Origin of the sequence: Sphingobacterium sp. BIGb0116, assembly GCF_024808035.1 — a bacterium.
Taxonomy (GTDB): domain Bacteria; phylum Bacteroidota; class Bacteroidia; order Sphingobacteriales; family Sphingobacteriaceae; genus Sphingobacterium; species Sphingobacterium paramultivorum.
Genome location: NZ_JANUDT010000001.1, coordinates 536,351 through 562,799 on the forward strand (window position 1 = coordinate 536,351; position 26,449 = coordinate 562,799).

The following is a 26,449-nucleotide window of genomic DNA, read 5'->3' on the forward strand; positions in this document are numbered from 1 at the left end:
ATACATAAACGTCAAATTGAGAAAAAGAAAACTGATCAGTCAACGTCATCCCATACTCTATTTTATTGCTGTATGGGCGAGAAGAGTGCAGCGCAAAGCCGTTTGGCTATTTGATAATAAGAAATACAGCACAGCTAAATCAACTGAAAAACTTCCCTTTCGTATTAAAAAGCATCAGTCTGTCTTATTAAAAAAACTGGGCGAAAATAATATGCAACTGCAGATTAACAAAGTTACCAACCTAAAAATTGCAGCAGCACAGATTAATAACATTCTGATCAGACCGAAGGAAACCTTTTCATTTTGTAAACTCGTTGGACTACCCACTGTAAAAAAAGGATATCTGCCCGGCATGGAGTTATCCTTTGGTGAAGCAAGAGCGGGTATTGGCGGTGGAATCTGTCAAATATCCAACCTCATCCATTGGCTTGTTATCCATAGTCCACTCACCGTCAATGAACGTTATCACCACTCTTTTGACCCTTTTCCTGACGATGGCCGTGTTTTGCCATTCGGTAGTGGAGCTACCGTCTTTTATAATTATCGCGACTATCAATTCACCAACAACACGCCTTACACCTTTCAAATAAATCTCTGGTTTACAGACAAATGTTTAGAGGGCGAATTAAGAATTGATCAAGAACTCGATTTTGCGTACCATGTCTTTGAAAAAGAACATCAATTTCTTAAAATAGACAATCAGTTCTTTCGTAAAAATGAGATTTGGCGCGAGAAGTTTTTAAAGTTTCAGGGTGGAAAAGTTTTAGAGACAGAGCTCTTGACCAAAAATTTTGCCCGCGTCACCTATGTTCCTACTGCGTATATTGAAATTAGTGCCGATCAAAATACGGCCGATTAATTCAACAAGCTAAGTGATCGAAAAATGACGGATATGAAAAGTCCTCTTTTTTGTTTAAGTTTGGTCTGGCTTTGGGGGTATTCTGTATAGAATTGAGATAGTCCCTTTGAACCTGATTCGGTTTATACCGGCGTAGGGAAAAGCAAAAATCCACTGTACAGCATATTCCTTTACTGCACAGGCTATCGCTCTTCTTCCCTCCAAGGCCACACAGTACATCTTAGCATATGTAAAAAGAATGGAAGATTCAATTATCAATTTATTAGAGCAGCTGAGGGTTGAAAAACCCCTTGTACACAACATCACAAACCTAGTCGTGATGAACAATACTGCCAACGCACTTTTGGCCTTAGGAGCGTCCCCTGTGATGGTACACAGTCCATTAGAAGTACGCGAGGTTGTCGATATTGCACAAGCTCTTGTCATTAATATCGGCACCTTGAGTGAAGATACTGCCGAAGCTATGCTGGTTGCTACCGAACATGCCAATACCATTGGACGGCCATGGGTACTTGATCCTGTTGGTGCTGGGATATCAGCATTCCGCAATGATTTATTATCCAATCTACTGGATCTCAAACCAACGGTTATTCGTGGAAATGCATCAGAAATCATGACGCTGTACAACTTCAACCAACCGAACACAAAAGGAGTCGACAGCACGACAGCAAGTAAAGATGCTCTCCGATTTGGCCAATTATTGCAAGAGCAAACCGGCTCCATTATCTGTATTTCTGGAGAAGTAGACTATATCCTTTCACAGCAATACCGGGTTGAAGTTTTTAATGGCAACCCTTTAATGACACAGGTAACTGGACTTGGCTGTAGCGCTACTGCGCTTATTGGTGCATTTCTAGGTGTTACAGACCAATATTTTGAAGCAGCTGTTGCCGGTGTATCCATTTTGAGCTTAGCGGGAGAACTCGCTGCCCAAACAGCAGCTGGCCCGGGTACCCTGCAATTGAATCTCTACGATGAACTCTATCAGCTCAATGCAGAACGTCTCAAATCGAAGCTCAAGATCAAACGCTATGCGCATTAATCCGCTTTTTCCCTACCCTTTATATTTGGTAATTTCTGAGCGGGACTGTTATCCTCAAAATTGGCTCAATGTTGCCGAAGAAGCCATTATTGGTGGAGTCGATCTTATACAATTGCGCGAAAAAGCTGACGATCCGGCCACATTTTTGGATAAAGCCATCCGTTTAAAAAAACTGACCGATCATTATGGTATTCCGCTCGTGATCAATGATGCCGTAGCAATCGCTGCCCAAATCGAGGCATGGGGAGTACATGTGGGTCAAAATGATTTCCAGCCGCTCGCTATTCGTGAAAAATATGGCGATAAATTAACTATTGGCTGGTCAATAGAAGACATGCAACAACTGGAAAGTCAACAAATGTACGCCGTTGACCACCTTGGTGTAAGTCCCATTTTTTCAACGAAAACAAAGGTGGATACGGTTACTGAATGGGGAATTGCGGGTTTAAAACAACTTCGGAGTAGGACGGAAAAACCATTGATCGCAATCGGAAGGATGAACTTACAAACTGCAGAAGAGACCTGGAATGCAGGTGCAGACTCCATTGCAGTCGTTTCGGCCATATGCCAAAGTCAAGATCCCAGAGCTGCCAGTGCACAACTAAAAGAACTATTAAAATGACAAAAGATAAAAAATACCGCGTCCCCACTGTACTCAGCATTGCAGGCTTCGACGGTAGTGGTGGTGCAGGTATACAAGCAGACACCAAAACGATATCTGCATTAGGATGTTATGCCATGAATGTCTTAACTGCCCTACCCGTACAGAATACACAAGGTGTAAGAAATATTTATGAAATTCCTACGAACGCTGTCCGAGACCAATTAGATGCTATTTTTGACGACATCTATCCCGATGCAATCAAAATAGGGATGGTACACAATATTGAACTTGTGGAGCTTATTAGCGCCTATTTAAAAGAATATAAGGGACCTATTGTTTTTGATCCAGTCATGGTATCGACCAGCGGGCACAAGCTCATTCACGATGATACAATTCAGGCCTGCATAGAACTTCTTTTTCCTTTAGCAACGCTGATTACACCAAATCTAGATGAGGTAAGTGTCTTAGTAGGCGAAGTTATTGACAATGTCGAGAGGATGAAAAAAGCGGGAAATAGCCTACTGGCGAAAGGTTGTCAATCCGTTTTGATTAAAGGCGGGCATCTCCAAAGCCAAGAGTTAACATCCCTGTTGTTCCAGCACAAGAATCCACCAATTGAATTCAAATCACAAAAAATTAACAGCAAAAATACACATGGTTCCGGTTGTTCGCTTTCTTCAGCAATTGCGAGCCATTTGGCACAAGGCGTTGGTCTCGATAGCGCGGTAGACTTCGCATTGACCTATATACACGCAGCAATAGCTGGTAGCAAAGATCTCGTCATTGGCAAAGGAAATGGGCCATTAAATCACTTCCACAATCCGATTAAACTTATTCAATATGAACTGGACTGATCATGCCTGGGAATCCATAACAGCTATTTATTCTGATATACTTACTATGCCATTTATTGTTCAGCTTAGTGATGGTAGTCTTCCCCTGGATAAATTTCAATTTTATATGCAGCAGGATGCTTTCTATTTAGAAGAATTTGGCCGTGTGCTTGCCTTTATAGGTGCAAAAAGCGCGGATAACCAACAAGCATTGGACTATTTCGAATTTGGTCGCAATGCGCTTCTTGTTGAACGGGCACTACACGAAAATTACTTTCGGGAATTTGGTTTAAGTCCTGCCGACAAGAGCAACAAAATCGAACCAACCTGCCATCATTATGTCCATTTTCTTAAAAGCGTAGCCGCTTTCGAGTGCGTTGAGGTCGCTATGGCGGCAACACTCCCCTGTTTTTGGATTTATAAGGAGGTCGGAGATCACATTGTATCGACAGCAAATACACAGGGAAATCCCTATTCCAAATGGATAGAAACCTATAGCGGTGAGGATTTTGCACAGGGCGTTATCAAGGCGAAAAACTACGTTGACAAAATTGCAGCAGAAACTACTGCAACAAAACGGGAGAAGATGCGACAAGTATTTATAACAGCTTCCCAATTAGAGTATCAATTCTGGTTAGCAGCCTACAAACGAAGGGTATGGTAAACAAACTATTGTCCGATACCGAACAGTTGATGTTCAAAAATGAGCATTAACGAAAATAGCACTCAGGAACAAAACTAGTGTTAATGAGTATTTTAAACGGATTTAAAGTTTTGGCACTACTATTATACTATAGGTGGCAGTTAACAATAGAGCCTGTGCATAAGCACATAAGAAACGATAAAAAGGGAAATTAAAATGAAACTTTCAGTAACAATAAATTTAAACTAATAACAGAAAATAATGAAAAGAATCTTAACCATTGCCTTTATTTCATTTTTATATGTAGCTCAGGCACAAGAACGCGAAACGCGCAAGATCACTGCTCCAGACGGCATTTCATCTGCAACTTCACTACGTGTGGATTACATTCATTCAAATCGAAATGAAGTTGTTGTTGAAGCAAACAACCCTGAACATTTATCCCTTATCGAAACGACCGTAAAAAACGGTACACTGTACGTACAGTATAAAAGAAATACGCAAATTAGAAATGCGAGAAACAATCGTGTAATTGTTTATTCAAGTAAGATACCAACACGTTTCTCAGCATCTTCTAGCAGTTCAATTCATACCGATGAAACTATTAAGGCCGATAAAATTTCTGTTGACGTATCTTCTTCAGCAAGCATATCTCTTAAAAAATTAATTGCGGATGATATAAGCCTTTCAACCAGTTCTTCCAGTAGTTTAACAACGGATGTGAGCAGTAAAAATTTGCAGGTATCTGCAAGTAGTTCGTCCAGCCAAGACATTTCAGGAAGTGCTTCAAATTTAAATTTGAACACCAACTCATCGGCATCGGTTGATATGAGCCGTTTCTCAACGACAAATGCCCAAATACAAGCGAATTCATCTGCAAATGTAACGCTCAGCGTGAAAGAAAACTTACAGGGAAAGGTTTCTACATCTGCAAGAATTGCGTTAAAAAATCAACCAAAAAATGTCCAAGTTGACAAATCAACTAGCGGCAGAGTAGTACTATAATTTTTAGTATGGTCTTTAATAAAGACTGTTTGTTTATGTTTAATGTTTAGTTAGCTTAAAGGTGATACATACCCCAGTATCACCTTTGCTTTTATCCCCCTTTTTGCTCACACTTCTCCTTCTCCTTCTCCTTCTCCTTCTCCTTCTCCTTCTAAATTTACACATTAATCACCTCAAAAAGCAGTATCAGGAAATTAGTGAGATCGATAGCAACACCAGATTTCTACTCAACAAAAACTATTTTAGGTCTCGGTTTCACGACATTTTTTGTATATTAATATTCATATAAATGACAAACTTTCGGCGTAATGGATAATTTTTTAGCGACTTGTATAAAGCAATTTCAATATTATAAATCATTGGGTGATAAAACATTTACACAACTAAGCACTGAACAACTCTTTTGGCATCCAAATGATTCAAGCAATAGCATTGCATTAATTGTAAAACATTTAGGCGGAAATATGCTTTCCCGTTGGACGGATTTTCTCAGCACAGATGGTGAAAAAGAAAATAGGAACCGGGATCAGGAATTTGAGAACAGCTGGACAGATCGCGATGAGCTTATTACCTATTGGAATGCTGGATGGGCTTGTCTATTTCAAGCAATTGAATCTCTCGGAGAAGAAGATCTCGTTAAAATCATCTATATCCGTAATCAAGGACATACTGTCATGGAAGCGATCTTGCGGCAACTCGCACATTATCCTTACCACATCGGGCAGATTCTCTATATCGGAAAAATATGTTTGGATGATAAATGGTCCACCTTATCGATACCCAAAGGTCATTCAGCTTCCTATAATAAGGAGAAATTCAGCCACGAAAAACAGCAACAACATTTCACCTCCGAGTTTCTAAAAGGGAATCAGGAGAATATGTATTAAATAAGCTTTTACACTCCATTAGCACAGTAATTACTTGAATGAAAGCATTGGATTTTAACCTATTTTTCGCAAAATTTTAAGTATATTTGTCATACATACAACTATTCTTTTTTAGTTGATTTCATTGGTAAGTACGTTGTTTTAAGACTATGAAAAATTCGATTAAGATCATCAACAATTACGAGTATAAAAAGTTATTTCTACCTGATGTTTCTGAGCACAATTTATTCAATGAGAATAAAATTCAAGTCTATCGAATTGAAAATTACCTACGCAGTATCCTGATGCCTGTCATCCCCTATCGTACAACGTTTAATTTTCTCATTTTTGTAACGAAGGGATCCCTGACCCAACATCTCGAAAGCGCATCTTATACATTAACTGAAAATCAAGTCATTAATATCAAACAAGGCAATATCACGGCCACGCTGGCAATTTCTGATGATGTAGAAGGTTTTTTTGTGGTCTATGAAAATGAAATTGTGACTGATATTGAACTCGGTATAAACGATATCAAATTTTTCAATTCCCATCCATTTACCACACTAAAAGTACATGTAGCGCATTGGATCCAGCAAATGTTGATATTATTGGAAGAAGAACTTTTTACTGAGGGCCGTGTGATGGAAGTCTGCATTGCAATGATACAGTGTATCTTATTAAAGGTGATAAAATCGGATATTGAAACAAAGGCCCCGATGAGCCGACAGCTAGATATTGCTTTCCGTTTTCGCGAATATGTACAAAAATTCCATATCGATCATAAAAACGTATTATTCTATGCCAATTTATTGCATATCTCTGAAAACTACCTCAATAAATGTGTTAAAGAAGCGACGAATAAACCACCGAAGCAATGGATTAGCGAAATAAGTATTTTACATAGCCAGATTCTGCTGCAGGATGCTACGAGAGATATTGCCGGTATAGCCTTCGAATTGAAATTTCAATCGCCCTCGTATTTCACTAGACTATTCAAAAAAATCACTGGGTATTCACCCAGTGACTATCGAAAACATAAGTTTATGGCGGACTAATGTTTTTTATTGTAAGGTAGATTCCAGATTAAATCTACGGCTAAATAATGAACCCCAAAATCTACTTTGTCATAGCCTTTAATTAAGTCGTTCATATAACCCAGATCCAATCGCAAAGGTGTTTTTGGAATATCTGTCATGTAATAGAAACCCAGACGGGTCTCTTTATAAGCAAAGCTAGACCATGTACTAACAGGTTCGTAGAGCTTACTTATTGCAAAAAGCCCTTCTGCGCTCAAAGCCAATTCTTGCTTATTTTTAGCCGAAATTTTAAAATTTAGCTGCGACTTCAAGCGGGTCCTAAATTGAAAATTCTCTTCGGCTTTCTGAAAATCAGCTGTAAAGAACTTTCGAAACTCTTGCCTTAACGTATTTTTCCATTTCAAACGATCATTCAGGGTAAATGTATACGCATATCGTCCATATAACCTAAATTCTTGCTCGACACCTTCATTATGGTAGGGTGCCGCCTCATCATAAACGTTTTGGCGACGATAGCTCAATGCATAGCTATATTGTTGATTCTTGGCAAATTTATGATAGACCTCATGGTTTAACACCCAAATGGCCTGCTTATGAAATGGATTTGAATCGTCGGGCGTACTTTTAGTTCCCAAACCGATGTAGGTTAGTGCCTCTTTGGTTCCCGCACTATCTAGTTTGCGGCGTAAGCCTAGAACGGACCAAGATGCGGTCCTTGCTTTTCCTAATCCCGGCGGACTGACTTGCGCGTAGGCAGTATTTACATGAATTCCCAATAATAGCATTATTGGGAATAGTTTTATTAAACGAAATTTAAACATAGATAAAATTTTAGTTCACAAAAAGGACTAGGAAGTCCCTTCGGCTGATGAAAATTTATTCACCAACCATTTATCAATAAGTTTGACCGGTTGCATCGCCCACATCGCAAAAACAAATGGGAAAGTCAATGTTGTCCAGCCGTGATGAATCAAAAAGTGATCAAAATATGTGGCGATAATTACAGCAATTAATACATATACGCCATCACGAACACGTGGGCCGCTCAAGGCGATTCCAACCAAAACTGCATTGAAGCTAAAGATGCCATTATTGGTCATGTCTGCAGATTCATGGCCATGGTGGGAAATATAAACACTGATGATAACAGCAGCGAAACCGTAAAGTGCTCCCATGGGATTGCTCAGGAAAACCCCGATGAAAAAGATCAATCCAGCAATTAAACTACCCTGAAAAATAACCTGACCAAAGGCATGGCCTTCAATTAAGAAGTCATCCATTTCCTGAATATCAACAAAATGCTCGGGTACCGTCCTTAAGGCCAATTCTGGAATACTCAACACATACAATGCGATCCAGGTAATTAAAATAAAAGGAAATGTAAATACGGGCAGATTCTTCTTTAATGCAAACCCCATCAAGATGGTGGTCAACGCAGATCCTACGATTAAAGCTCCCCATACCCAGACGTTTGTCTGAAAATAGAAAACCAAAGCTATACCATAAAGCGTAGCATTAAATCCGAAGAGTCCATCATTGATATGATCCTCATCAAATTTCATCAACTTGGCAGTCAATACCCCAACGATATTGGCGAGGATTCCCGCAAAGCCCATTAGTGCCGAATCATAAATAATGGCGCCTATAAATAAAATACCCGTCCAAATGTTACCCTGTAACATAATTTGCCCAAATCCTTTAAAAAAAGCTTTTATAAAAGCTAGGATGTTATTTTTCATTGGAATATAATTAGTTGTTATTCAAAAATATGTTGTCCCATAATGCGCTCTGCATTTCTTTAAAAAGAAGATAAAGCTGTTCGGCACCGTAACCTAAAACGCGAACCATAAAACCGTCATGTTGCAATTCACTAATACCAAACGCGACGTCTTTGGTTTCTCCGTATTGTTCATGGAAAGTCTCGATCCAGTCACTTGGATTCAAGCCGGCACTATTAAGGTAGATCAAAGTCCCCTGGTGCGTATAGCCTTCCAAAATACCCAAACCTTGTATAGGCATACGATCTGGCTGCAGCAATACATTATCTTTCACAACAAGCCTACCATTGACATAACATTCTGTCAGATTTTGAAAGTGATTGTACATAAACTCTTCACCAGACATTTTCCGACCACAAGTCACGATTTCACTAAGCAATAAGTGACAATTAGAGGCAAGATGTACAATGTTATGGCTCAAAAAATGAGACGAATGTTGTGGTACTACAGGATGGGGCACATAAGAAAAAACAGCATTTTCACCAATATTCACTTCCATAGTTTGGGAAGAATGGCCTTTCATATGAAACAAACGCTGGTAAGCTTGCGTTTGTAACTGCAACTTAGCCCCCGGAGCAATATCAACTTGAATACGATGGTCATCTCCATCCAACAAACCAGGCGATGAACTCATAATCATCAAGTACGCTGCGTTGTCTTTTTGATATTGTCCAACTGGAACGATACGAAACGGTTGTGTCGCATATGCATCTTTTAAAAAGGATTTTCCCTCGCGATGTGCTATTTTAATATCTAAAGAACAGATCATAGTTAACGTAGTAAATTAGGTTCCTCAATATCTTGAAGGAGTGCGTATTTTTTAATCCAGCCTACAATCTCTTCCAAACCATCTCCAGTTTTTAGATTTGAAAACAAGAATGGAGAACCTTTACGCATTTTACGTGCATCATGCTCCATTACTTCTAAGCTTGCGCCTACATAGGGTGCCAAATCTTTCTTATTGATCAATAGAAGATCTGATCTTGTAATTGCCGGACCACCTTTACGAGGCATTTTTTCACCTTCGGCAACATCAATTACGAAAATGGTGATATCGGCGAGATCCGGGCTATAGGTAGAAGTCAGGTTATCACCACCACTTTCAATCAAAATCAACTCTAAATCCGGAAAGCGGCTTGCCAGTTCCTCCACAGCTTCCAAGTTCATACTCGCATCTTCCCGTATCGCCGTATGTGGGCAACCGCCCGTTTCTACACCGATAATCCGTTCACGGGGCAGCAAACTATTTTTGGCCATATATTCCGCATCTTCCTTGGTATAGATATCATTCGTAATTACTGCAAGATCAATTTCATTCATCAAACGCCTGCTCAATCTTTCCAATAATGCTGTTTTACCAGATCCTACAGGACCACCAACCCCTATTTTAACATATTTTCTGTTTTCCATTGTAATTGTTTTTTAAGAAATATAAACTCTAGAATATAATCGTTCGTGTTGCATGCAACGGATGTCAAATCCAATGTTGCATAAGCCCACTAAATTCCGTTCAACTGCTAAGGTCTCCTTGCAGAGATCAAGTATATCGTCATGTAAACCAAAAAGTATATCTTGGCCATCCAATTGCCCTAATGGCACAAGTTTAACAGCATTGGTCACCATCGTAATAGCGGCATTATAATAAAAGCCGTGTAACGCTTCTTCCAAAGGAATTTCCAAAAGTGACGCCAACATGCCATACATCAAACAGTAATGACTATCTACTTCCTTCTTTTGGATTAATTCACCCCAGGACAGCATAAAATCCTGCTGTTGATACCGACTGAATATTTTATAAATACGCACGCCCAGTTTTTTACTAGCATCGCGAATTTCTCTTGGACTTTTTAATGCTGTACATTCTTGATCTAGGGCGATCAACGCATCCATGTCCTGCGAAGAAGTTGCATCATAGGCCAGTTTCATCAAAGCAGCATCATTGTACTTCAGATTATACCAGAGGTTATGACGCACGTATTTGTCCGCCGTGGCCTTATCATAGACTAAGCCCTGTTGCACATAGGTTTCCAGTCCATTTGAATGGGTAAACCCACCAATTGGCAATGTAGGATCTGCTAGATGAAGTAACTTGCCTAGAAATGTATTTTTCATTGACATTATTTTTTATTGTAAGTATATATCTTCAAGGACCAATCAGACCCTTGCGTAATCTTCTCTATCATTGGGCATTCAAGCTGACCAAGTTTTTCCTTTGATCCCAATTATTCCCATTAAGGCATCAATGAGCCCGCTACGCTCGATTATTGGACAGAAAGGATCTTCAATCTTCGTTCATAGCTGCTGGCGCTTGCGAATTCATGAAGGCTTTATCGTTGATTATGAGCGGTATATTCTTCGTCGAAAACTTCATCTTCTGATGATGTTTTGGGTCGACATTTGCATTGAACTGACGTAAAAGTTGGCGCTCGCAACGTTGCGGGTCAAACCCCTGTTTCGCTAACCACTCGTACATTGACCTTTCATAAGGCATAAGCAATTCATTTGCCTCCACAAATAGAGGCAAATGTTTGTTTCCAATTTCACTACTTACAAAAGCGGTTCGAAGGAAATCAATTGCCATGACACGGATGACTTCACAAGGTTTGATCGTTACCACAACAATTTTCTCTTCATCTTCGTACAAGATATCGCCATCCTGCAAACTGGATGTATTACCCAACAATTTGACGGCAATATCCATTCCCTCCGCTGTACGTAAACGTTGAATACGTTTGGTCGACTCATACCATTCAATAGCTAGCGAATCAAGACGCTTATTGATCTGCTCACCCTGAATATTCCTTGTGATTTCCGTGATTATCATTTTTTAATTTTTAATAAATAGATTTTTAGATAAGCCTAAACCTACTGTAGACCCATTGATTCCCGTAATAACTTCGTGATCACTGGGAATAGCGGCATCTTTACTATTTTTCTTTTTATAAGACAATTCTGCCACTTTAGCTTTTAATGCCCAACCTTTTCCCAAGGCGATACCCACAAGCGGGTACACCCTGAATAGATACCCATTGTATTTACCATCGACCATAGTACCACCGGTCGCGACATGTTGATCGCCCCACAAATAATGCACATCAACCTGGCCAATTAACATGAAATGCTCACTAAGGGGCCAAGTATTACTATAGAAAGGTCCTATTTCATGCGAATGATCTGTAAAATCCAGTGCTTTATCCTTAGCAGAATTGAATCCATAGTTTAGCCCCGCATTCATGTTGTCGGTGAAAAAATAGGCAGCACCCACCGGAGCGGCACTAAATTGATGCCCCGCTGTTGTTTCGTGGTAATTCAGTGACCCATAAACCATGATACCCCCCTTTTGCGCATAGGCCGATTGTATCGTAAAGCATGCTATTGCTATACAACAGCCTAAAAATGTCTTCAAATTTTTCATTAGCGTAAATTGTATTTTAGCAGTAATGAAGCATCATGAGCAGTCATTATTCCCTCTCTTTATGCGCTTTTGATAAGCCCATGATGATTTCATCAACATATTGTTTTTCATAGTTTATGGCGTGATATCGGATCACGCCATAAAAAAGTAGTATAGGGTTAAAACAAGAAGTATCGTTGTCCCAACGAAACTGTATCAACCGGTTTTGATCGCAGAATCTCACCGTCAAGACTTACCTCATAATTCTCTGGGTTGACGATAATTTCAGGTGTAGCATCATTGTGGATCATATCTTTTTTGGAGATATTCCGACAATTTTCTACAGCAAGTAAGGTTCTTTCCAATTTATACTCTTCTTTAATTCCTTTTTCCAATGAAATTTTAGAGACAAAGTCAAAACAAGTTTGGTGAACAGCTTTACCTAAACCACCGAACATTGTTCTTAAAATAATTGGCTGTGGTGTAGGAATAGAAGCATTCGCATCACCCATTTTTGAAGCGATAATCATCCCGCCCTTAATAATCATTTCTGGTTTTGCTCCAAATAAAGCAGGACGCCAGATCACCATATCGGCAATTTTACCGGGCTCGATTGAACCAACATATTTGGAAATACCATGAGCAATTGCTGGATTGATCGTGTATTTCGCTACATAGCGGCGTGCACGGAAATTATCGTTGTCCTTGCCTTCGTCTTCAGGTAATGGGCCTACTTGTTTCTTCATTTTGTCTGCAGTCTGCCAAGTCCGTGTGATGACTTCACCTACACGTCCCATTGCCTGCGAATCCGAGCTCATGATACTGAATACACCACGATCTTGCAGTACATCCTCAGCAGCAATCGTTTCTGGACGGATACGAGAGTCAGCAAAAGCTACGTCTTCCGGAATTTCTTTACTCAAGTGGTGACAAACCATCAGCATATCCAAATGCTCGTCAATCGTATTTTTAGTGAATGGACGTGTCGGATTTGTCGATGCTGGCAAAACATTTGGATACATCGCCGATTTGATGATATCTGGAGCGTGACCACCACCAGCACCCTCTGTATGGAATGTATGGATGACACGTCCATTGATAGCTTGAATAGTATCTTCTAGGAAACCCGCTTCATTCAAGGTATCTGTATGGATTGCAACTTGCACATCGTATTGATCTGCGACAGTCAAAGCTCTGTCGATTGTTGCTGGTGTAGCACCCCAATCTTCGTGGATTTTAACGCCTAACGCGCCTGCTTCAATTTGCTCCACAATAGGTTGTTCAGTACCTACGTTTCCTTTACCAAAGAAACCGAAGTTCATTGGAAGGTCTTCAACAGCTTGCAACATGCGGCGTAAATTCCATTTACCCGGTGTTACTGTAGTTGCATTTGTTCCATCCGCTGGACCTGTACCACCACCAATCATTGTTGTAACACCGCTATACAAGGCCGTTTCAACTTGTGTTGGGCTGATATAGTGAATATGGGTATCAATACCACCTGGAGTTAAGATATATCCTGATCCACCATGTACCTCCGTAGAAGCACCGATAATCATATTTGGTGTAATATTGTCCATTGTATCCGGATTTCCAGCACGACCAACACCAACAATTTTACCATCCTTAATACCAATATCACCTTTCACGATACCCCAGTGGTCAATGACGATCGCATCAGTGATCACCATATCCAATGTACCTTCATCACGTGTATGAACTGAGGATTGGCACATCCCGTCACGGACAGTCTTACCACCGCCAAATTTGGCTTCATCGCCGTAGTAAGCGTAGTCTTTTTCGACTTCAATAATGATATCTGTATCTCCTAAACGGATTTTATCTCCACTTGTAGGGCCAAAGATGGCGCTATAATTTAATTTGCTAACTTTTAAACTCATGATACTTTGTTTTTAAAGCCTTGTTCTTTTACTTTTTTCATTGCATTTGCTTTCGCAACTTCGGTTTCGGTATCTCCATTTGCCAAATCATTGTGGCCATAGATCCTTCTTGCACCCGCATACGGAACCAATTCGACGTCTTTTGATTCACCTGGCTCAAAACGAACCGCTGTACTGGCGATAATATTCAACCGTTTGCCAAATGCCTTTTCACGATCAAACTCCATCATTTTGTTCACCTCAAAGAAATGAAAATGTGAACCTACCTGAATTGGTCTATCACCTGTATTTGTCACAGTGATAGTTGTAACTTCTCTACCTTCATTACAGATAACATAGCCATCTGCAATAAAAAATTCTCCTGGGATCATAGATTATATTTTAACAATTAGCGAATCGGGTTATGAACAGTAACCAGTTTTGTACCATCTGGAAATGTAGCTTCAATCTGTACATCATGAATCATTTCAGGCACACCTTCCATGACATCTTCACGTGTCAACAACGTTGCACCATACTGCATTAAATCAGCAACAGTACGTCCGTCACGAGCAGCTTCCAAAAGTTCACTACTGATCAATGCAATAGACTCCGGATAGTTTAATTTAAGTCCTCTAGCTTTACGTTTTTTCGCTAGTTCGCCGGCAAGATGAAGCAATAGCTTCTCTGTCTCTCTAGGTAATAAATGCATATAAATATTATTTAAATTGTTGTTATTCGAATTAAAACAAGTCACGGTGAGTACAGGTCACGACAAGGCCATACGACTTAAAAAAATCGTTCAAAATCGTGCTTAAAAGGACAGATTATACCCCTACGCAGCGCAAGGTCTGTCTCTTATCAACCGTTGTAAGAAATGGAAATTTTTATCCCAGAAACGGGATCTTTAAACTTTGGAAAAGAATATATTTTGGCGGCAGGATCAATCGATCCATATAAGGCCTTCTGTTATTCTGAATTTTGAGACGTACAGGATAACAGAATACAAAAAGACAAATTGAAAGCACTCCCCAATAGAGCAGCTTGCTCCATTCATCTTTGAGGTCCATCTGTTCGGTGATATCATAGACATCACGATCTTTAACCGCAGCGACCAAATTCTCCCGCTCGGAATTTTCCGAACCTTTTTCTACATGAGTATGGAAAGCCGCCAGGCTTATCCGGAAAACGGGTAAACTTTGGACAGTAGAATGCGTCGGTATAGCTATTCCTTTCATGAGCAGGGTGCTCAAAAGAAAAACTAAAAAGACTAAACTATACCTCATTCTTGTGTTCACAATTCTATTATTTGTTGTTCAAATTTACGACCAAAGCGGGCTACTTGACTAGCACAAATCTTGAATTAAGTAGTCCAAATTTGTTGAAAAAGCCCGCTTTGGAGATTTTAGATCAATATTTCAAATTTAAAAAGAGTAACCAACTGATACCATGATATTTCTCGGCGCACCAGCAAAGGCTCTTGTGTAGTCAAAACCACCTAAAAAATAATATTTATCGAATACATTGTTCAGGTTTACGGCCATTTTCATAGCACCAATGTGGTAATATGCCGCTGCATTAACAGTTGTATAAGATGGCCATTGTCCCCAGAGTGCATTTCCATCGCTATCCTTTCCGATGCTATTGTCCATCCGCTTACGGTCTACATAATAAACACCGGCACCAAAACCTAAGCCTTTTAAGGTACTATTTGAAAACACATATTTTAACCAGGCACTCGCCATATTTTTGGGTGCTCCTGGCAGGGACTGTCCTATTTCAGAAGGAACCGAGGATGATTTCACCTCCGTATTATTATAGGTATAATTGGCCATAACCTGGAACTCCCGTGTCAACTGCCCACGCACATCGAGTTCAACACCCTGCGATAGCGCTTTGCCAGATTGTCTATACTCCGGCAGCCCTGAATCATTGATAGTCCCTGTGGCAATGAGCATATTCTGTCGTTCAATCCGGAATAAGGATAGATCAACTTGCAATTGTTCCTTAAAGAAACCCGTCTTCACCCCTGTTTCCACCTGGAAACTCCGTTCGGCATCAAAGGGTTTATCGGCACCATAATCTTTATAGTTCTGAATAAAATTGGCGCCTACAGGCACAAACCCTTGTGAATAACTTGCAAAATAGTTAATCTGCTTATTGATTCCATAGGTTACACCAAAACGAGGTAATAAGGCATTTTGTGTCGCATGAAAACGATTTTGTCCATCAAGTGTTTCAGAAGAATAGTGTTCATGACGTAGACCTACAATAAGTTTCAGTCGGTCGTCAATGCTGATTTGATCCTGTATATATTTACCCGTTGTTTTATAAGGGCTCAAAAAAGGATAAGCGACTCCTGTACGCCATACATAATTCGTCAGATCATGAGTCGTATAGGTAGGATTGTTTAAATCAAAAGTCAAAGGAACAACTTTACCATCTATAGTTTGCTGCCTAGCCTCCCGCAATTGGTTTTCTTTGTCGCCTCGATATTGGGCAAAATCAATCCCGGCAACCAAATGATGATCAACTCTATCGCCCAAAAGATCCCACTTGACGTAACCGACAACATTATCGGTATAATCACGCCCATGGCGATCAAAAAAGCGCATATTCATAATGGTATTATGTGGTGCATCAGCAAACGTGTTCATTGTCCGGTGTTCATTGACATCTTCCTGATAGATGGATTTCATGTAGCTCAGATTCAAACTAACATGTTCTGCCAGACGCTGAGACAAACGAGCGCTTAATGAAAAAGTCTTGGAATTATAAAAATCAGAAGGTTGGCTCAACGTAAATGATCTTGGCAACGCATAAAAGTTATTTTCCTTAATCCCCATTCCCCGATCAAGATAACCGTTGAACTGATTATATACCATGTCAATATCAACCACCGTGCCTTCAGCTGGTTTGAAGGTGAAGGAAGGAGCAATCATCATTCGTTTCTGACGATTTACGTCACGGAAAGTCTTCGTATCTTCATAACCCGCATTAAAACGATATAAAATACGCTTGGCACTATCCAATGGTCCACCGAGATCTACAGTAGTTCGCATCGTTTCAAAACTACCGCCGGCAAAATTCATATGCCCCTTAAAATCTTCCAAAGGCTTCTTTGTCGTCATATTAATTGTACCACCCGGCACAATATCCCCAAACAAAGATGCCCCAGGCCCTTTCAAAACCTCGATATTTTCAAGATTGATCGTTAATGGCGAATTATAATAACTGTTACCATACCCATACCCCGAGCGTAAACCATTGACAAGCCGTACACCCGTTTCATAACCGCTTTTGAAACCGCGGATAACAACATCATCATAGGAAGATGCTTCTGTCACACCAGCCAGGTCCTGTACCAGCGCTCCAGTAGTAAAAGCCTGTTTATCTTCGATAAATTCCTTACTGAGTACAGCGACAGATTGCGGTAGATCCTTTAATTTTCCTGCAAATTTCCCCCCCAGCTCCATATTATTTGTCAGATATGAATTGTTGCGTCTACCCGTAACCAATACTTCATCCAATGTATTATCACCGGCTACCATAAGCAATCGAACTCCTTTTTTTGCATTCCAGTTGGCCGTGTTCAAATCCAGCAATACAGGCTTATACCCAATTGCAGCTGCACGTAGCTGTACAGGAAAAGAAGTTATTCCGGTAAAACTAAATTCGCCCTGAGCATTAGAACTTGTCTGTTGTTGTCGATCTGCCAGTGTCAATGTAACCCCTGAGATTGGATTACCGTTTTCATCCTGGATCTTACCAAATAGTGCCACACCTTGTTGTGCATACACCGCTCCCGGTACGGAAGCACTTGTCAATAAAGCGAAAGCTAGCGCTTTCATTACGTTGTTCATTCGAATAAATTATATATTTTTTGGCTTATCCACTTTTAGGGTTAAGCAATACGATCAACGAATAATTCCATGTGTATGGTTGGAAAATTCGATTCATTACAAAAGTCTTTCAACTGAAATCCCTGTTTTCCCCAAAACTCATAGGCTCCAGTCAGGAATGGGTGGGTATGTAAATAAAGCCTTTCGATACCTTTCTCCTTAGCGACCGCTGTCAAGCCCTTAAATAAGGCAGTTCCTAAACCTGACCTACGATAGCTTGGGTCGACAAAAAGACGGGCTACTTCCACTGTTTTCCTTCTGTCAATATCCAAATGCGGGAAACGGTAGTCATAAGCCAGCATGCCAACGACGCCAATCAGTTTACCCTGCTGATCTTTTGCCTGCAAGAATGCACCAGTTTCAGCCTCAAGATACACGGCTGAAAAAGCCAGTAGATCTTTGGGAAGTTTATGTGCATCCAACATCGGGAACAACTGTTTCCGAAATTCTATGACATAAGGTAATACGACATCAATATCTTCTTTTTCAACACGAGATATGCTGATATTTTTCAAATGGGGTTGCGTAGGAAAACATCGCTTGCTCATCTGTTGATTTTCAACCAATATATTGCCGCTGTCTTTGATGGTATTCATATCGTTATAGCTATTTTAAAATATTTGCACAGTAAACTGAGCATCTCACTTGCAAACCATGATCTTTCATAAATGCACCTACTCAGGCAGCTTCATCATGGCGTATTCATTTCAATTTTGGTCTCCGCGTTATGCGCTGAACCCGCAATGGTGTCAAATGCCCTATCCGCACCCAGCATCGGAACAAACATCCATTTCTTTTGATTTTCCAAACTGATCAAAGGAAGTTGATAGGTCTGTTCCAATAATTCCCGTACTTGCTCTTGCTCCAGACCGTGCAGATCCAGGAGCCTATTGTCCTTCATCAGATAAAACTGATCACCAAAAAGGTACGCCATGTTGGGGTCATGCATCACACATAACACGGTTGTCCCCTCTTTGACCAGCTCCTTGGCTGTCTGCAGAACCGCAATCTGATATTTCAGATCCAAATGATTGGTGGGTTCATCAAGCAATAATAAATCAGGCTGTTGTACCAACACGCGACAAAGTAATACCAATTGTCGCTCTCCTCCAGACAATGAGGTATAGGGTTTGTCCTTTAAATGTGTGAGGTTAAATCTATCCAAGATCTGTTCAACGGCCTCGAAGTCTTCCTTACTTGGTGAAAAACGAGAAAATGAGGCGCGTCCCGTCAGAATAACATCAACAACGCTAAAAGGAAATGTGGTCTGATGGAACTGGTTCAGAAAACCCAACTTCAATGAATTGGCCCGACCAACCTTCCAATCGCGACGTTCTGTTTCACCGATAAGAACTGATCCATTATATTTTTTTTCCAGCCCTGCAATAATATTAAACAGAGTCGATTTACCACTTCCATTTCGACCAAGAATAACAGAAAGCTTTCCTTCCGGAAACGACATGTTTACATCATTTAAAATGACGTCCTTACCGTAGGCAAAAGAAAGGTTTTTGATATGAATCGAATTATTCATGAATTCCAGTTGATTTCGTTACGGCGCATCAGGTAGATAAACAAGGGAGCACCAATAATCATCGTAAAAACACCGATCGGAATTTCAAATGGCATAACAGCCCTAGAAAAATCATCGATAAGTAATAGGAAAGTACCCCCAATACTGATATTTGCCCACACAATAATATTGTTATTGGGTCCAAAGATCATGCGGCTGATATGTGGTACAATTAATCCGAACAGACTAATCACCCCGACAGCTGCCACAGCTGATGCCGTAATCATTGTCGCCACAGCAATGAAGACCAATTTCAATATTTTCGGGTTAACGCCAACAGCAATTGCTTCTTGATCGCCAAGGGCGAGAAGATTCAGCTTCCAGCGCAAAAGGATCAGGATCCCCAATCCTATTGTGATCGGCAGGAACGCATGCTGTACTTTCGACCATGATGCCGTATGCAGATTCCCCATTGTCCATTGCACAATAGCTTGTAATTTATAGGGATCACTAATGTATTGTAACAGGGTTAACATCGCTGTAAATACACCGGAAATAACCATTCCAGCCAACACCATCCCAATAATCGAGGTTTTCAAGCTGGCATTTGAAACAAAATAGGTCAAACCTACAGCACATACACCGAACAGAAATGCCGATAGATTGACGGACAATAAAGGGAACAACATGGCCAATGCAGCCCCAAAAGCAGATCCCGAAGAAATACCCAATGTAAAGGGATCAACGATTGGATTCCTAAAAATTGCCTGCAAAATTCCACCGGAAGAAGCTAATGCTGCTCCGACCATAAAGGTCAACAGAATCCGTGGTAAACGTACCTGCCACAATATCGTATCCATGTTATCTTTCAATACCGCATTATGGTCTCCGATATAAATTCCCACTTCCGATCCAATGCGTTGGCAGAGCTCGACAAAACCAATGTTCTGACTTGATCCTACAAGTAAGGAAAGCAATAAAACCAACAGCGGTAAAACAACTAGCAGAAACAGCTTTTTTAATTGATGTATCATTGAAGTAGTCCTGCTTTACCGTATAGTTTTTCAAAAGCTATGGTCATATCCTGATCAAGCTGTTGTTTCGTATAATCCGAAAAACACCAATGTCTAATCTGTTTGGCAAAAAGCATAAATTTGACGGTATGTGGATCGAATGGGAACGACGGTGACATCACAAATACCTGTTTATTTCTCACTGCAGGTAATGCCGCTAGTTCCTTCAGATTATATACGTCTGCCAATTTAGAATTCCAAAGAATAATGAGGTCCGGATTCCATTTATAAATCGTTTCTGCACCGACATTTGGGGCTTCCATTTCCAACGGGCAGGCATTCGCTGCGCCCGAAAGACGGATCGCCATATCAATCAAACTACCTCTACCGGATGTCGAAAGTACTCTACCTTTAGACCAGGCATAATAAACCTTCTTCTGTATTTGATCTTTGGGAGCAGTCATTTTTTTGATCTCCGCCGAAACAAATTGAACAATTTCTTCCGCTCGCGCTTGCTTTCCGAGTAAGGCTCCCATCCCTATCAGTTCATTAAAAATACTTTTTTCATCCTGCGAAGAAAAAGTAAACACGGGAATTCCAAGATCCTCTAATTGGGAAATATTATCCTGATCGGTATTGAACGTCAAAACAAGATCAGGGTTCAAGCCCACTATGCTTTCCACATTATTTGCCTGGCCTGCGAAGGTAGGCGTTGCCAGTTCTTTTTTTGCAATTCTTTGATCCAATTTGGATAAAAAGCTATAGGTATCTTCGAGCTGATAAACCTGCTCAGGAATACCGACAAGACTATTTTCAGCACCCAACATATACACTTCATCAACAAGCGAAGGGAATAGTACAACCACACGCTTTGCCACATGCGCCAACACAACTTCCTTCCCTCTACTATCGACTGCTTTCACTTGACTGTTGAGCGTGCCGGATTGCCGATTTTGGCAGGCACTCAATATACCAGAGCATACCAAAAGCAATACAACTATAATTCGATTCACTTTCATTTAATTATCTTTTCGAACTTGTTCACCCAAACTGATATGCCCGTCTATTCTCTTTAAATCTGGATTCTTCTTATTTTTAGCCTGCAAACGAATCAAATCTTCGGATAACAGTAAGGCTTCCTCCAACTGAATCGACGTTCCATATTTTACCAAAATCTGCTCGTAAAGCCTTCCATCATAAGGGAGACGAAGCGATTCGGCATCTGTTACGTTGAATATCGGCAGATGTCTGTTTCCGATGAAATAACCGAAATCTGCAAGCTGAACCAAATCCGTTGGATTAAATCTTATCGTCAACGAAGGCTTGACAACCAAGATCGCTTGCAGCGTCTCCTGATGAAATAAACCATCTCCATGGTGCCATTCCGCTCCTTGTTCCAATTGCATAAGGATTGCTTTTCCGTTTATTGTATTGCGCGTCAGGCGTCTTTTATGGACTTCATACCACTCAAGATGCACTTGATCGACCTCACTAAGGGCAAACTCCTTGTTTGCGACAATTTTATCTATTGGTATGGGCAGCTTATTCATTTTTGTAAACTTATCTTCATCACACATTAACAGCACTTTTTGACTTTGTTTTCAGGGCTATTTATTTCCTCAAAAAACAGCACTATTGCATCAACATTGAACAGGATAACAATAAAACATGGATCATTATTATCCTATTCATTTTATCTGTTGTTCATTATTTTACTTCAAGCGCTTTATATTGATCTTTTTTTGCCTGAACTCTTTCTTTCAACCAATCACACCAAGTATCAAGGCCGTCACCATTTAATGTACTGATTGTAATAACTTCTAAATTGGGATTTACCTCGCGCGCATCTTTCGTTACCGCATCTACGGAGAAAGGTACATATGGTAATAAATCCGCTTTGGAAACCAACATCAATTCGCTTGTTAAAAACATACGTGGGTATTTTTTGGGTTTATCATCCCCTTCTGTTGTCGCCAATAAGGTTACGCGGTAATCTTCACCCAAATCAAATGCCGATGGACACAATAAGTTCCCAACGTTCTCGATAAACAACAGATCTATTCCTTCAATATCGATATGATCCAGGGCTTGTAAGATCATTTGTGCCTCAATATGACACATTCCTCCAGTGACAATCTGCAAGGCATTGATGCCCACATCGCGCATACGTACCGCATCGCGTTCAGTTTCCGGATCACCCACCAAAACAGCGATATTCAAATCTTCCGACAAACGTTTTCCCGTCTCTTGCATCAAGGTTGTTTTGCCCGAACCCGGAGAAGAGCATACATTGATCACACAGACATCTTTCAGTCTATCGCGGATGGCTTTTGCGACAAAATCATTTGCTTTTAATAAATGTAGTGTTGTATTTTCACATTGAACCGAACCTACACGGTTACCTAAACTTTTAGGATTTGGAGTATTGTCTGACATGATAAACGATTTTTAGTCTTGTTTAAAAATTACTTTTGATATATAGAGTTCATTTCCCTGAACAATTGTACTGGAGGGTTGCCCGCAGTCACAGACAAATCGATGAAAATGAACAGGGAAATTTTTCTGGCAATGTTCACAGTATGCAATGATATCGTTTACAACGACCTCCATTTCCATATCCTGGTATTGCGTATTTTCAGCAATAAAAGCATCAAATGCATTTTGGATCAATACAGGCTGAACGTTGGATAACAATCCTGCTGTAACTTGAATTTTTTGAATATCATCTACCCTAGCCTCATAATGCGAGGTCAACGTATCAAAAATATCCTTTACTATACTTAGCTCGTGCATTGGTATATTTTAAGAAATAAATAAATTTAGAAAAGAAATGGCAGATTTCTTTGCCTGTCTGATATGAAGAAAAGCTTGCGCTTTAGCATGGAATTTTGATTTGCTCAAACAGCAAAAATCGAGCTATGGGTATAGGCTCAAGATCTAGGGTATGTTCATACCGATAGTCTTTCTGCAATGGGGATGGCAGTAGTTCATGCCAAAGCAAATCAACAGTAACCAACCAACGATCCATTAACCAATCTTGTGCTACTTCTACGTCCATTTCCGCAACAATGGATTGAAGCGATGGGTAGAGTGAACAAAAGTGGCTATGATCTTTTGGAAAATGGGTTATGCGTGAATCTCCCGCGTGTTCTGAAGGACTTTTTGAAGATAAATACGAGGATTTAAAACTATCACTTTTCAGTACAAGACTGTTTGCATTTAAAATTTTAAATGATAATAACAGTGCTGCAAACAGAAAAATAAAGTGCTTCCACATAGCTTTAACCTAACAAAGTATCAAAGATTCCTTTGAAACCAATACAAAGTTACTACCGATCAAAGAAGAAAAAGTAGCACAAATCTTGAATTTTATTTCACAAAATAGGAAACACCCAAAGAAAATTCCATAATTCTATATATATTAAATTAAAATTTGGTTAAAGTGAGATTAAAATGATATTAGAGGCAAAAATTGGGTATTTTTTGTCGCAGCTAAACACAATACAAGATATTTTCTCATGTAGCAAAATCGTAAGAAGCCAGCCTCGATAGGAGACTGGCTTCTTGAAAGGCTTAATTTTTATTCATTAGCGATGCAAATCGAAGCGATCCAGCTCCATCACTTTATTCCATGCCTTCACAAAATCTTGTACAAATTTTTCGTTTGCATCGGAACTGCCATATATTTCGGCAACGGCTCTTAATTCAGCATTAGAACCAAAAACAAGGTCTGCGCGTCCTGCTTCCCATTTTTTAACACCAGTTTTACGATCTGATCCTTCAAAAACTTCCCGATCCGGAGAGATTGCTTTCCAAGCCGTTCCCATATCCAATAGATTAACAAAAAAGTCATTGGTCAGTTGCCCAGGTCGGTCAGTCATTACGCCTAGTTGGGAACCATCAAAATTGGCTTGAAGGGCACGCATCCCGCCAATAAGAACAGTCAATTCAGGAACCGATAAGGTCAGCAACTGTGCCCTATCAATCAATAACGATTCCGTAGACACGGTATAAGCGCCTTTGCGATAGTTTCTAAATCCATCCGCAATGGGCTCAAGATAGCCCATGGATTCCACATCCGTTTGCTCCTGTGTAGCATCCATACGCCCAGGGTGGAACGGCACTTTGATATCATGCCCAGCAGCACGAGCTGCCTGCTCTATCGCGGCAACACCGCCCAAGACAATTAAGTCTGCCAATGAGATCTTTTTACCGCTCTGTTGTTTTCCATTAAAATCCTGCTGAATGTGTTCAAGCGCAGTAAGAACTTTTTGCAGTTGCGCCGGATTATTGACTTGCCAATACCGCTGCGGAGCCAAACGTATTCTAGCGCCATTTGCACCACCTCTCATATCCGACCCACGGAATGTAGACGCTGAAGCCCAGGCTGTCGTTACGAGCTCGGCAGTGCTAAGTCCCGCGTTCAATAGGGCGGATTTCAATATACTAATGTCATCCGTATCGACCAAAACATGATCGACAGCCGGAATAGGATCTTGCCACAATAATTCCTCAGCAGGAACTTCGGTCCCCAAATAACGCTCTCTTGGTCCCAAATCACGGTGTGTTAATTTAAACCAGGCGCGAGAAAATGCATCAGCAAACGCATCTTGATCTTCGTAAAATTTACGCGAGATCTTTTCATAGATTGGATCAAAACGCAACGATAAATCGGTCGTCAGCATCGTTGGCCTGCGCTTTTTATTTGGATCAAAAGGATCTGGAACATTCGAATCGGCACCTTTGGCGACCCATTGGTGTGCTCCTGCAGGGCTTTTTGTCAATTCCCATTCATGCTCAAACAGGTTCTTAAAAAAGAGATTGGTCCATTCCGTAGGTTTTTGAGTCCAGATAACCTCCAATCCGCTCGTAATCGCATCAGCACCTACTCCACTGCCGTAAGTACTTTTCCAACCTAATCCTTGTTGTTCTATACCGGCAGCTTCAGGCTCTTTTCCGACATTGTCGGCAGGTCCAGCTCCGTGTGTTTTTCCAAAAGTATGCCCACCTGCAATCAAAGCGACAGTTTCCTCATCATCCATAGCCATCCGACCAAAAGTATCTCGTATATCTTTTGCAGCCGCTATAGGATCAGGATTTCCATCCGGTCCTTCTGGATTAACATAAATTAATCCCATCTGTACCGCTGCCAACGGTTTTTCAAGATTACGGGAGTGTTGCTTACCATCTGCATTATCATCGGCAGACAAAACACCATGTGCTTCAACTACACCTTCTGAACCATGTGCATAACGAATATCACCGCCTAACCATGTTGTTTCAGAGCCCCAATATACGTCCAATTCTGGTTCAAAAGCATCCACACGACCACCGGAATAACCAAAAGTTTTGAAGCCCATAGACTCCAAAGCGACGTTACCAGTTAAGATCAATAAATCTGCCCAGGAGATATTTTTACCATATTTTTGTTTGATAGGCCACAACAGGCGACGAGCTTTATCTAAACTCACATTATCAGGCCAGCTATTCAAGGGTGCAAAACGTTGCTGACCAGACCCAGCTCCGCCTCGACCATCACTTACCCGATAGGTACCCGCACTATGCCAAGCCATCCGGATGAATAATGGGCCATAATGACCAAAATCTGCCGGCCACCAATCCTGTGAATCGGTCATCAATGCATGCAAATCTTTTTTTACAGCTTCTAAATCCAACTGCTTAAATGCTTCTGCATAATCAAAGCCTTCGTCCATCGGGTTTGACTTGCTCGCATGTTGTCTCAACAGATCTACACGAAGTCTATTTGGCCACCAATCCTGATTCTGAGTTCCCCCTCCCGCAACGGCGTTGCGCATAGTACCATTGTGAAATGGGCATTTGCTAATGTCTTTTTCGTTGTTGTCCATATGAAAAGAAAGTTTATTTATATAATACCTTAAGTGATCAAATTGTTTGACTTCCACTTTCATAAAATTACACAAATGCACTCCCGCTTGTACATCGAATGATTCGATACACTATAATCAAAATCTATATACAGCATCATCAAGTATATAAAAACTCGAAAATCATCTTTTAGCGAGACTCCAGAAAACGCGGATTTTTAGCATTGCTAA

General features: G+C 40.5%; 28 protein-coding genes, 1 pseudogene and 1 riboswitch. Of the genes and pseudogenes, 8 read left to right on the top strand and 21 right to left on the bottom strand.

The window, feature by feature from the left end:
- The first annotated feature begins 16 nt into the window (after positions 1-16).
- The 8 genes from M2419_RS02535 (at position 17) to M2419_RS02570 (ending at position 6,910) form a co-directional block, all read left to right on the top strand.
- Entirely contained in the window at positions 17-859 is an 843-nt protein-coding gene (locus tag M2419_RS02535; protein WP_227550165.1) for a VanW family protein, read from the top strand.
- Positions 860-922: 63 nt separating this feature from the next.
- A riboswitch (TPP riboswitch) is annotated at positions 923-1,015 on the top strand.
- Positions 1,016-1,097: 82 nt separating this feature from the next.
- Positions 1,098-1,901: a hydroxyethylthiazole kinase gene (gene thiM / locus M2419_RS02540; RefSeq protein WP_075993426.1), complete on the top strand. Its 804-nt coding sequence runs from the start codon at positions 1,098-1,100 to the stop codon at positions 1,899-1,901.
- On the top strand, positions 1,891-2,523 hold the full coding sequence (thiE, locus tag M2419_RS02545; protein ID WP_153845830.1) for a thiamine phosphate synthase: 633 nt from the start codon (positions 1,891-1,893) through the stop codon (positions 2,521-2,523). Before thiM ends, thiE begins: the two co-directional genes overlap by 11 nt.
- A complete protein-coding gene (gene thiD / locus M2419_RS02550) occupies positions 2,520-3,359 on the top strand; it encodes a bifunctional hydroxymethylpyrimidine kinase/phosphomethylpyrimidine kinase (RefSeq protein ID WP_153845829.1) in 840 nt (279 codons plus the stop codon). The genes thiE and thiD overlap by 4 nt, the downstream gene beginning before the upstream one ends.
- Positions 3,346-4,002: a thiaminase II gene (gene tenA / locus M2419_RS02555; protein WP_182331199.1), complete on the top strand. Its 657-nt coding sequence runs from the start codon at positions 3,346-3,348 to the stop codon at positions 4,000-4,002. Before thiD ends, tenA begins: the two co-directional genes overlap by 14 nt.
- Positions 4,003-4,242: 240 nt before the next feature.
- Positions 4,243-4,986, top strand: a complete 744-nt coding sequence (locus tag M2419_RS02560) for a GIN domain-containing protein (RefSeq protein ID WP_153845827.1) — start codon at positions 4,243-4,245, stop codon at positions 4,984-4,986.
- Between the two features lie 308 nt (positions 4,987-5,294).
- Positions 5,295-5,873: a DUF1572 family protein gene (locus tag M2419_RS02565; RefSeq protein ID WP_182331198.1), complete on the top strand. Its 579-nt coding sequence runs from the start codon at positions 5,295-5,297 to the stop codon at positions 5,871-5,873.
- 149 nt (positions 5,874-6,022) lie between these two features.
- A complete protein-coding gene (locus tag M2419_RS02570) occupies positions 6,023-6,910 on the top strand; it encodes an AraC family transcriptional regulator (RefSeq protein WP_182331197.1) in 888 nt (295 codons plus the stop codon).
- On the opposite strand, the gene M2419_RS02575 is transcribed toward M2419_RS02570, so the two are convergent.
- The 21 genes and pseudogenes from M2419_RS02575 to katG all read right to left on the bottom strand — a co-directional run bounded on the left by M2419_RS02575 (position 6,907) and on the right by katG (position 26,239).
- Complete coding sequence (locus M2419_RS02575; RefSeq protein WP_182331196.1) at positions 6,907-7,677, bottom strand: DUF2490 domain-containing protein; 771 nt, start codon at positions 7,675-7,677, stop codon at positions 6,907-6,909. The two genes, M2419_RS02570 and M2419_RS02575, sit on opposite strands and share 4 nt — an antisense overlap.
- Positions 7,678-7,740: 63 nt before the next feature.
- Positions 7,741-8,631, bottom strand: a complete 891-nt coding sequence (locus M2419_RS02580) for an urea transporter (RefSeq protein WP_153845823.1) — start codon at positions 8,629-8,631, stop codon at positions 7,741-7,743.
- 10 nt (positions 8,632-8,641) lie between these two features.
- Positions 8,642-9,439, bottom strand: coding sequence for an urease accessory protein UreD (locus M2419_RS02585; protein ID WP_075993435.1), 798 nt, complete (start codon positions 9,437-9,439; stop codon positions 8,642-8,644).
- Positions 9,440-9,441: 2 nt separating this feature from the next.
- The gene (gene ureG, locus M2419_RS02590) at positions 9,442-10,080 is read right to left on the bottom strand and encodes an urease accessory protein UreG (RefSeq protein ID WP_112376090.1); all 639 of its coding nucleotides are present in this window, start codon (positions 10,078-10,080) and stop codon (positions 9,442-9,444) included.
- Between the two features lie 12 nt (positions 10,081-10,092).
- Positions 10,093-10,782 carry an urease accessory protein UreF gene (locus M2419_RS02595; protein WP_153845822.1) on the bottom strand — a complete coding sequence of 230 codons (690 nt, stop codon included), beginning with the start codon at positions 10,780-10,782 and terminating at the stop codon, positions 10,093-10,095.
- A 169-nt stretch (positions 10,783-10,951) separates the two neighbouring features.
- Positions 10,952-11,494 (bottom strand): urease accessory protein UreE, encoded by a 543-nt coding sequence (locus M2419_RS02600; RefSeq protein ID WP_153845821.1) that lies wholly within the window; start codon positions 11,492-11,494, stop codon positions 10,952-10,954.
- A 3-nt stretch (positions 11,495-11,497) separates the two neighbouring features.
- Positions 11,498-12,085: a hypothetical protein gene (locus tag M2419_RS02605; protein ID WP_153845820.1), complete on the bottom strand. Its 588-nt coding sequence runs from the start codon at positions 12,083-12,085 to the stop codon at positions 11,498-11,500.
- Positions 12,086-12,243: 158 nt separating this feature from the next.
- The gene (ureC, locus tag M2419_RS02610; RefSeq protein WP_070567879.1) at positions 12,244-13,965 is read right to left on the bottom strand and encodes an urease subunit alpha; all 1,722 of its coding nucleotides are present in this window, start codon (positions 13,963-13,965) and stop codon (positions 12,244-12,246) included.
- A gap of 65 nt (positions 13,966-14,030) precedes the next feature.
- Positions 14,031-14,336: pseudogene (gene ureB, locus M2419_RS02615) on the bottom strand (urease subunit beta); the annotation flags it as partial.
- A 17-nt stretch (positions 14,337-14,353) separates the two neighbouring features.
- A complete protein-coding gene (ureA, locus tag M2419_RS02620) occupies positions 14,354-14,656 on the bottom strand; it encodes an urease subunit gamma (protein WP_075993440.1) in 303 nt (100 codons plus the stop codon).
- Between the two features lie 175 nt (positions 14,657-14,831).
- Positions 14,832-15,182, bottom strand: coding sequence for a hypothetical protein (locus M2419_RS02625; protein ID WP_159727663.1), 351 nt, complete (start codon positions 15,180-15,182; stop codon positions 14,832-14,834).
- Between the two features lie 186 nt (positions 15,183-15,368).
- A complete protein-coding gene (locus M2419_RS02630; RefSeq protein WP_259254160.1) occupies positions 15,369-17,807 on the bottom strand; it encodes a TonB-dependent receptor in 2,439 nt (812 codons plus the stop codon).
- Between the two features lie 41 nt (positions 17,808-17,848).
- Complete coding sequence (locus M2419_RS02635; RefSeq protein WP_259254162.1) at positions 17,849-18,442, bottom strand: GNAT family N-acetyltransferase; 594 nt, start codon at positions 18,440-18,442, stop codon at positions 17,849-17,851.
- Between the two features lie 95 nt (positions 18,443-18,537).
- On the bottom strand, positions 18,538-19,380 hold the full coding sequence (locus tag M2419_RS02640) for an ABC transporter ATP-binding protein (protein ID WP_259254163.1): 843 nt from the start codon (positions 19,378-19,380) through the stop codon (positions 18,538-18,540).
- On the bottom strand, positions 19,377-20,393 hold the full coding sequence (locus M2419_RS02645; protein ID WP_259254164.1) for an iron ABC transporter permease: 1,017 nt from the start codon (positions 20,391-20,393) through the stop codon (positions 19,377-19,379). Before M2419_RS02645 ends, M2419_RS02640 begins: the two co-directional genes overlap by 4 nt.
- Positions 20,390-21,391, bottom strand: coding sequence for an ABC transporter substrate-binding protein (locus M2419_RS02650; protein ID WP_159727666.1), 1,002 nt, complete (start codon positions 21,389-21,391; stop codon positions 20,390-20,392). The genes M2419_RS02645 and M2419_RS02650 overlap by 4 nt, the downstream gene beginning before the upstream one ends.
- Positions 21,392-21,949: a hypothetical protein gene (locus M2419_RS02655; protein WP_259254165.1), complete on the bottom strand. Its 558-nt coding sequence runs from the start codon at positions 21,947-21,949 to the stop codon at positions 21,392-21,394.
- Between the two features lie 130 nt (positions 21,950-22,079).
- Positions 22,080-22,808 (bottom strand): hydrogenase nickel incorporation protein HypB, encoded by a 729-nt coding sequence (gene hypB / locus M2419_RS02660; protein WP_159727670.1) that lies wholly within the window; start codon positions 22,806-22,808, stop codon positions 22,080-22,082.
- 12 nt (positions 22,809-22,820) lie between these two features.
- Complete coding sequence (locus M2419_RS02665) at positions 22,821-23,165, bottom strand: hydrogenase maturation nickel metallochaperone HypA (RefSeq protein ID WP_088162260.1); 345 nt, start codon at positions 23,163-23,165, stop codon at positions 22,821-22,823.
- An 82-nt stretch (positions 23,166-23,247) separates the two neighbouring features.
- Positions 23,248-23,649: a hypothetical protein gene (locus tag M2419_RS02670; RefSeq protein WP_088162261.1), complete on the bottom strand. Its 402-nt coding sequence runs from the start codon at positions 23,647-23,649 to the stop codon at positions 23,248-23,250.
- Between the two features lie 310 nt (positions 23,650-23,959).
- A complete protein-coding gene (gene katG / locus M2419_RS02675; RefSeq protein WP_259254167.1) occupies positions 23,960-26,239 on the bottom strand; it encodes a catalase/peroxidase HPI in 2,280 nt (759 codons plus the stop codon).
- Between the last annotated feature and the right edge of the window lie 210 nt (positions 26,240-26,449).

What these genes read in the sequence shown, in the direction of transcription:
- thiM (WP_075993426.1), top strand. Translation starts at nt 1,098, where the DNA reads ATGGAAGATTCAATTATCAATTTATTAGAGCAGCTGAGGGTTGAAAAA.
- thiE (WP_153845830.1), top strand. Translation starts at nt 1,891, where the DNA reads ATGCGCATTAATCCGCTTTTTCCCTACCCTTTATATTTGGTAATTTCT.
- thiD (WP_153845829.1), top strand. Translation starts at nt 2,520, where the DNA reads ATGACAAAAGATAAAAAATACCGCGTCCCCACTGTACTCAGCATTGCA.
- tenA (WP_182331199.1), top strand. Translation starts at nt 3,346, where the DNA reads ATGAACTGGACTGATCATGCCTGGGAATCCATAACAGCTATTTATTCT.
- M2419_RS02560 (WP_153845827.1), top strand. Translation starts at nt 4,243, where the DNA reads ATGAAAAGAATCTTAACCATTGCCTTTATTTCATTTTTATATGTAGCT.
- M2419_RS02565 (WP_182331198.1), top strand. Translation starts at nt 5,295, where the DNA reads ATGGATAATTTTTTAGCGACTTGTATAAAGCAATTTCAATATTATAAA.
- M2419_RS02570 (WP_182331197.1), top strand. Translation starts at nt 6,023, where the DNA reads ATGAAAAATTCGATTAAGATCATCAACAATTACGAGTATAAAAAGTTA.
- M2419_RS02575 (WP_182331196.1), bottom strand. Translation starts at nt 7,677, where the DNA reads ATGCTATTATTGGGAATTCATGTAAATACTGCCTACGCGCAAGTCAGT.
- M2419_RS02580 (WP_153845823.1), bottom strand. Translation starts at nt 8,631, where the DNA reads ATGAAAAATAACATCCTAGCTTTTATAAAAGCTTTTTTTAAAGGATTT.
- M2419_RS02585 (WP_075993435.1), bottom strand. Translation starts at nt 9,439, where the DNA reads ATGATCTGTTCTTTAGATATTAAAATAGCACATCGCGAGGGAAAATCC.
- ureG (WP_112376090.1), bottom strand. Translation starts at nt 10,080, where the DNA reads ATGGAAAACAGAAAATATGTTAAAATAGGGGTTGGTGGTCCTGTAGGA.
- M2419_RS02595 (WP_153845822.1), bottom strand. Translation starts at nt 10,782, where the DNA reads ATGAAAAATACATTTCTAGGCAAGTTACTTCATCTAGCAGATCCTACA.
- M2419_RS02600 (WP_153845821.1), bottom strand. Translation starts at nt 11,494, where the DNA reads ATGATAATCACGGAAATCACAAGGAATATTCAGGGTGAGCAGATCAAT.
- M2419_RS02605 (WP_153845820.1), bottom strand. Translation starts at nt 12,085, where the DNA reads ATGAAAAATTTGAAGACATTTTTAGGCTGTTGTATAGCAATAGCATGC.
- ureC (WP_070567879.1), bottom strand. Translation starts at nt 13,965, where the DNA reads ATGAGTTTAAAAGTTAGCAAATTAAATTATAGCGCCATCTTTGGCCCT.
- ureA (WP_075993440.1), bottom strand. Translation starts at nt 14,656, where the DNA reads ATGCATTTATTACCTAGAGAGACAGAGAAGCTATTGCTTCATCTTGCC.
- M2419_RS02625 (WP_159727663.1), bottom strand. Translation starts at nt 15,182, where the DNA reads ATGAAAGGAATAGCTATACCGACGCATTCTACTGTCCAAAGTTTACCC.
- M2419_RS02630 (WP_259254160.1), bottom strand. Translation starts at nt 17,807, where the DNA reads ATGAACAACGTAATGAAAGCGCTAGCTTTCGCTTTATTGACAAGTGCT.
- M2419_RS02635 (WP_259254162.1), bottom strand. Translation starts at nt 18,442, where the DNA reads ATGAATACCATCAAAGACAGCGGCAATATATTGGTTGAAAATCAACAG.
- M2419_RS02640 (WP_259254163.1), bottom strand. Translation starts at nt 19,380, where the DNA reads ATGAATAATTCGATTCATATCAAAAACCTTTCTTTTGCCTACGGTAAG.
- M2419_RS02645 (WP_259254164.1), bottom strand. Translation starts at nt 20,393, where the DNA reads ATGATACATCAATTAAAAAAGCTGTTTCTGCTAGTTGTTTTACCGCTG.
- M2419_RS02650 (WP_159727666.1), bottom strand. Translation starts at nt 21,391, where the DNA reads ATGAAAGTGAATCGAATTATAGTTGTATTGCTTTTGGTATGCTCTGGT.
- M2419_RS02655 (WP_259254165.1), bottom strand. Translation starts at nt 21,949, where the DNA reads ATGTGTGATGAAGATAAGTTTACAAAAATGAATAAGCTGCCCATACCA.
- hypB (WP_159727670.1), bottom strand. Translation starts at nt 22,808, where the DNA reads ATGTCAGACAATACTCCAAATCCTAAAAGTTTAGGTAACCGTGTAGGT.
- M2419_RS02665 (WP_088162260.1), bottom strand. Translation starts at nt 23,165, where the DNA reads ATGCACGAGCTAAGTATAGTAAAGGATATTTTTGATACGTTGACCTCG.
- M2419_RS02670 (WP_088162261.1), bottom strand. Translation starts at nt 23,649, where the DNA reads ATGTGGAAGCACTTTATTTTTCTGTTTGCAGCACTGTTATTATCATTT.
- katG (WP_259254167.1), bottom strand. Translation starts at nt 26,239, where the DNA reads ATGGACAACAACGAAAAAGACATTAGCAAATGCCCATTTCACAATGGT.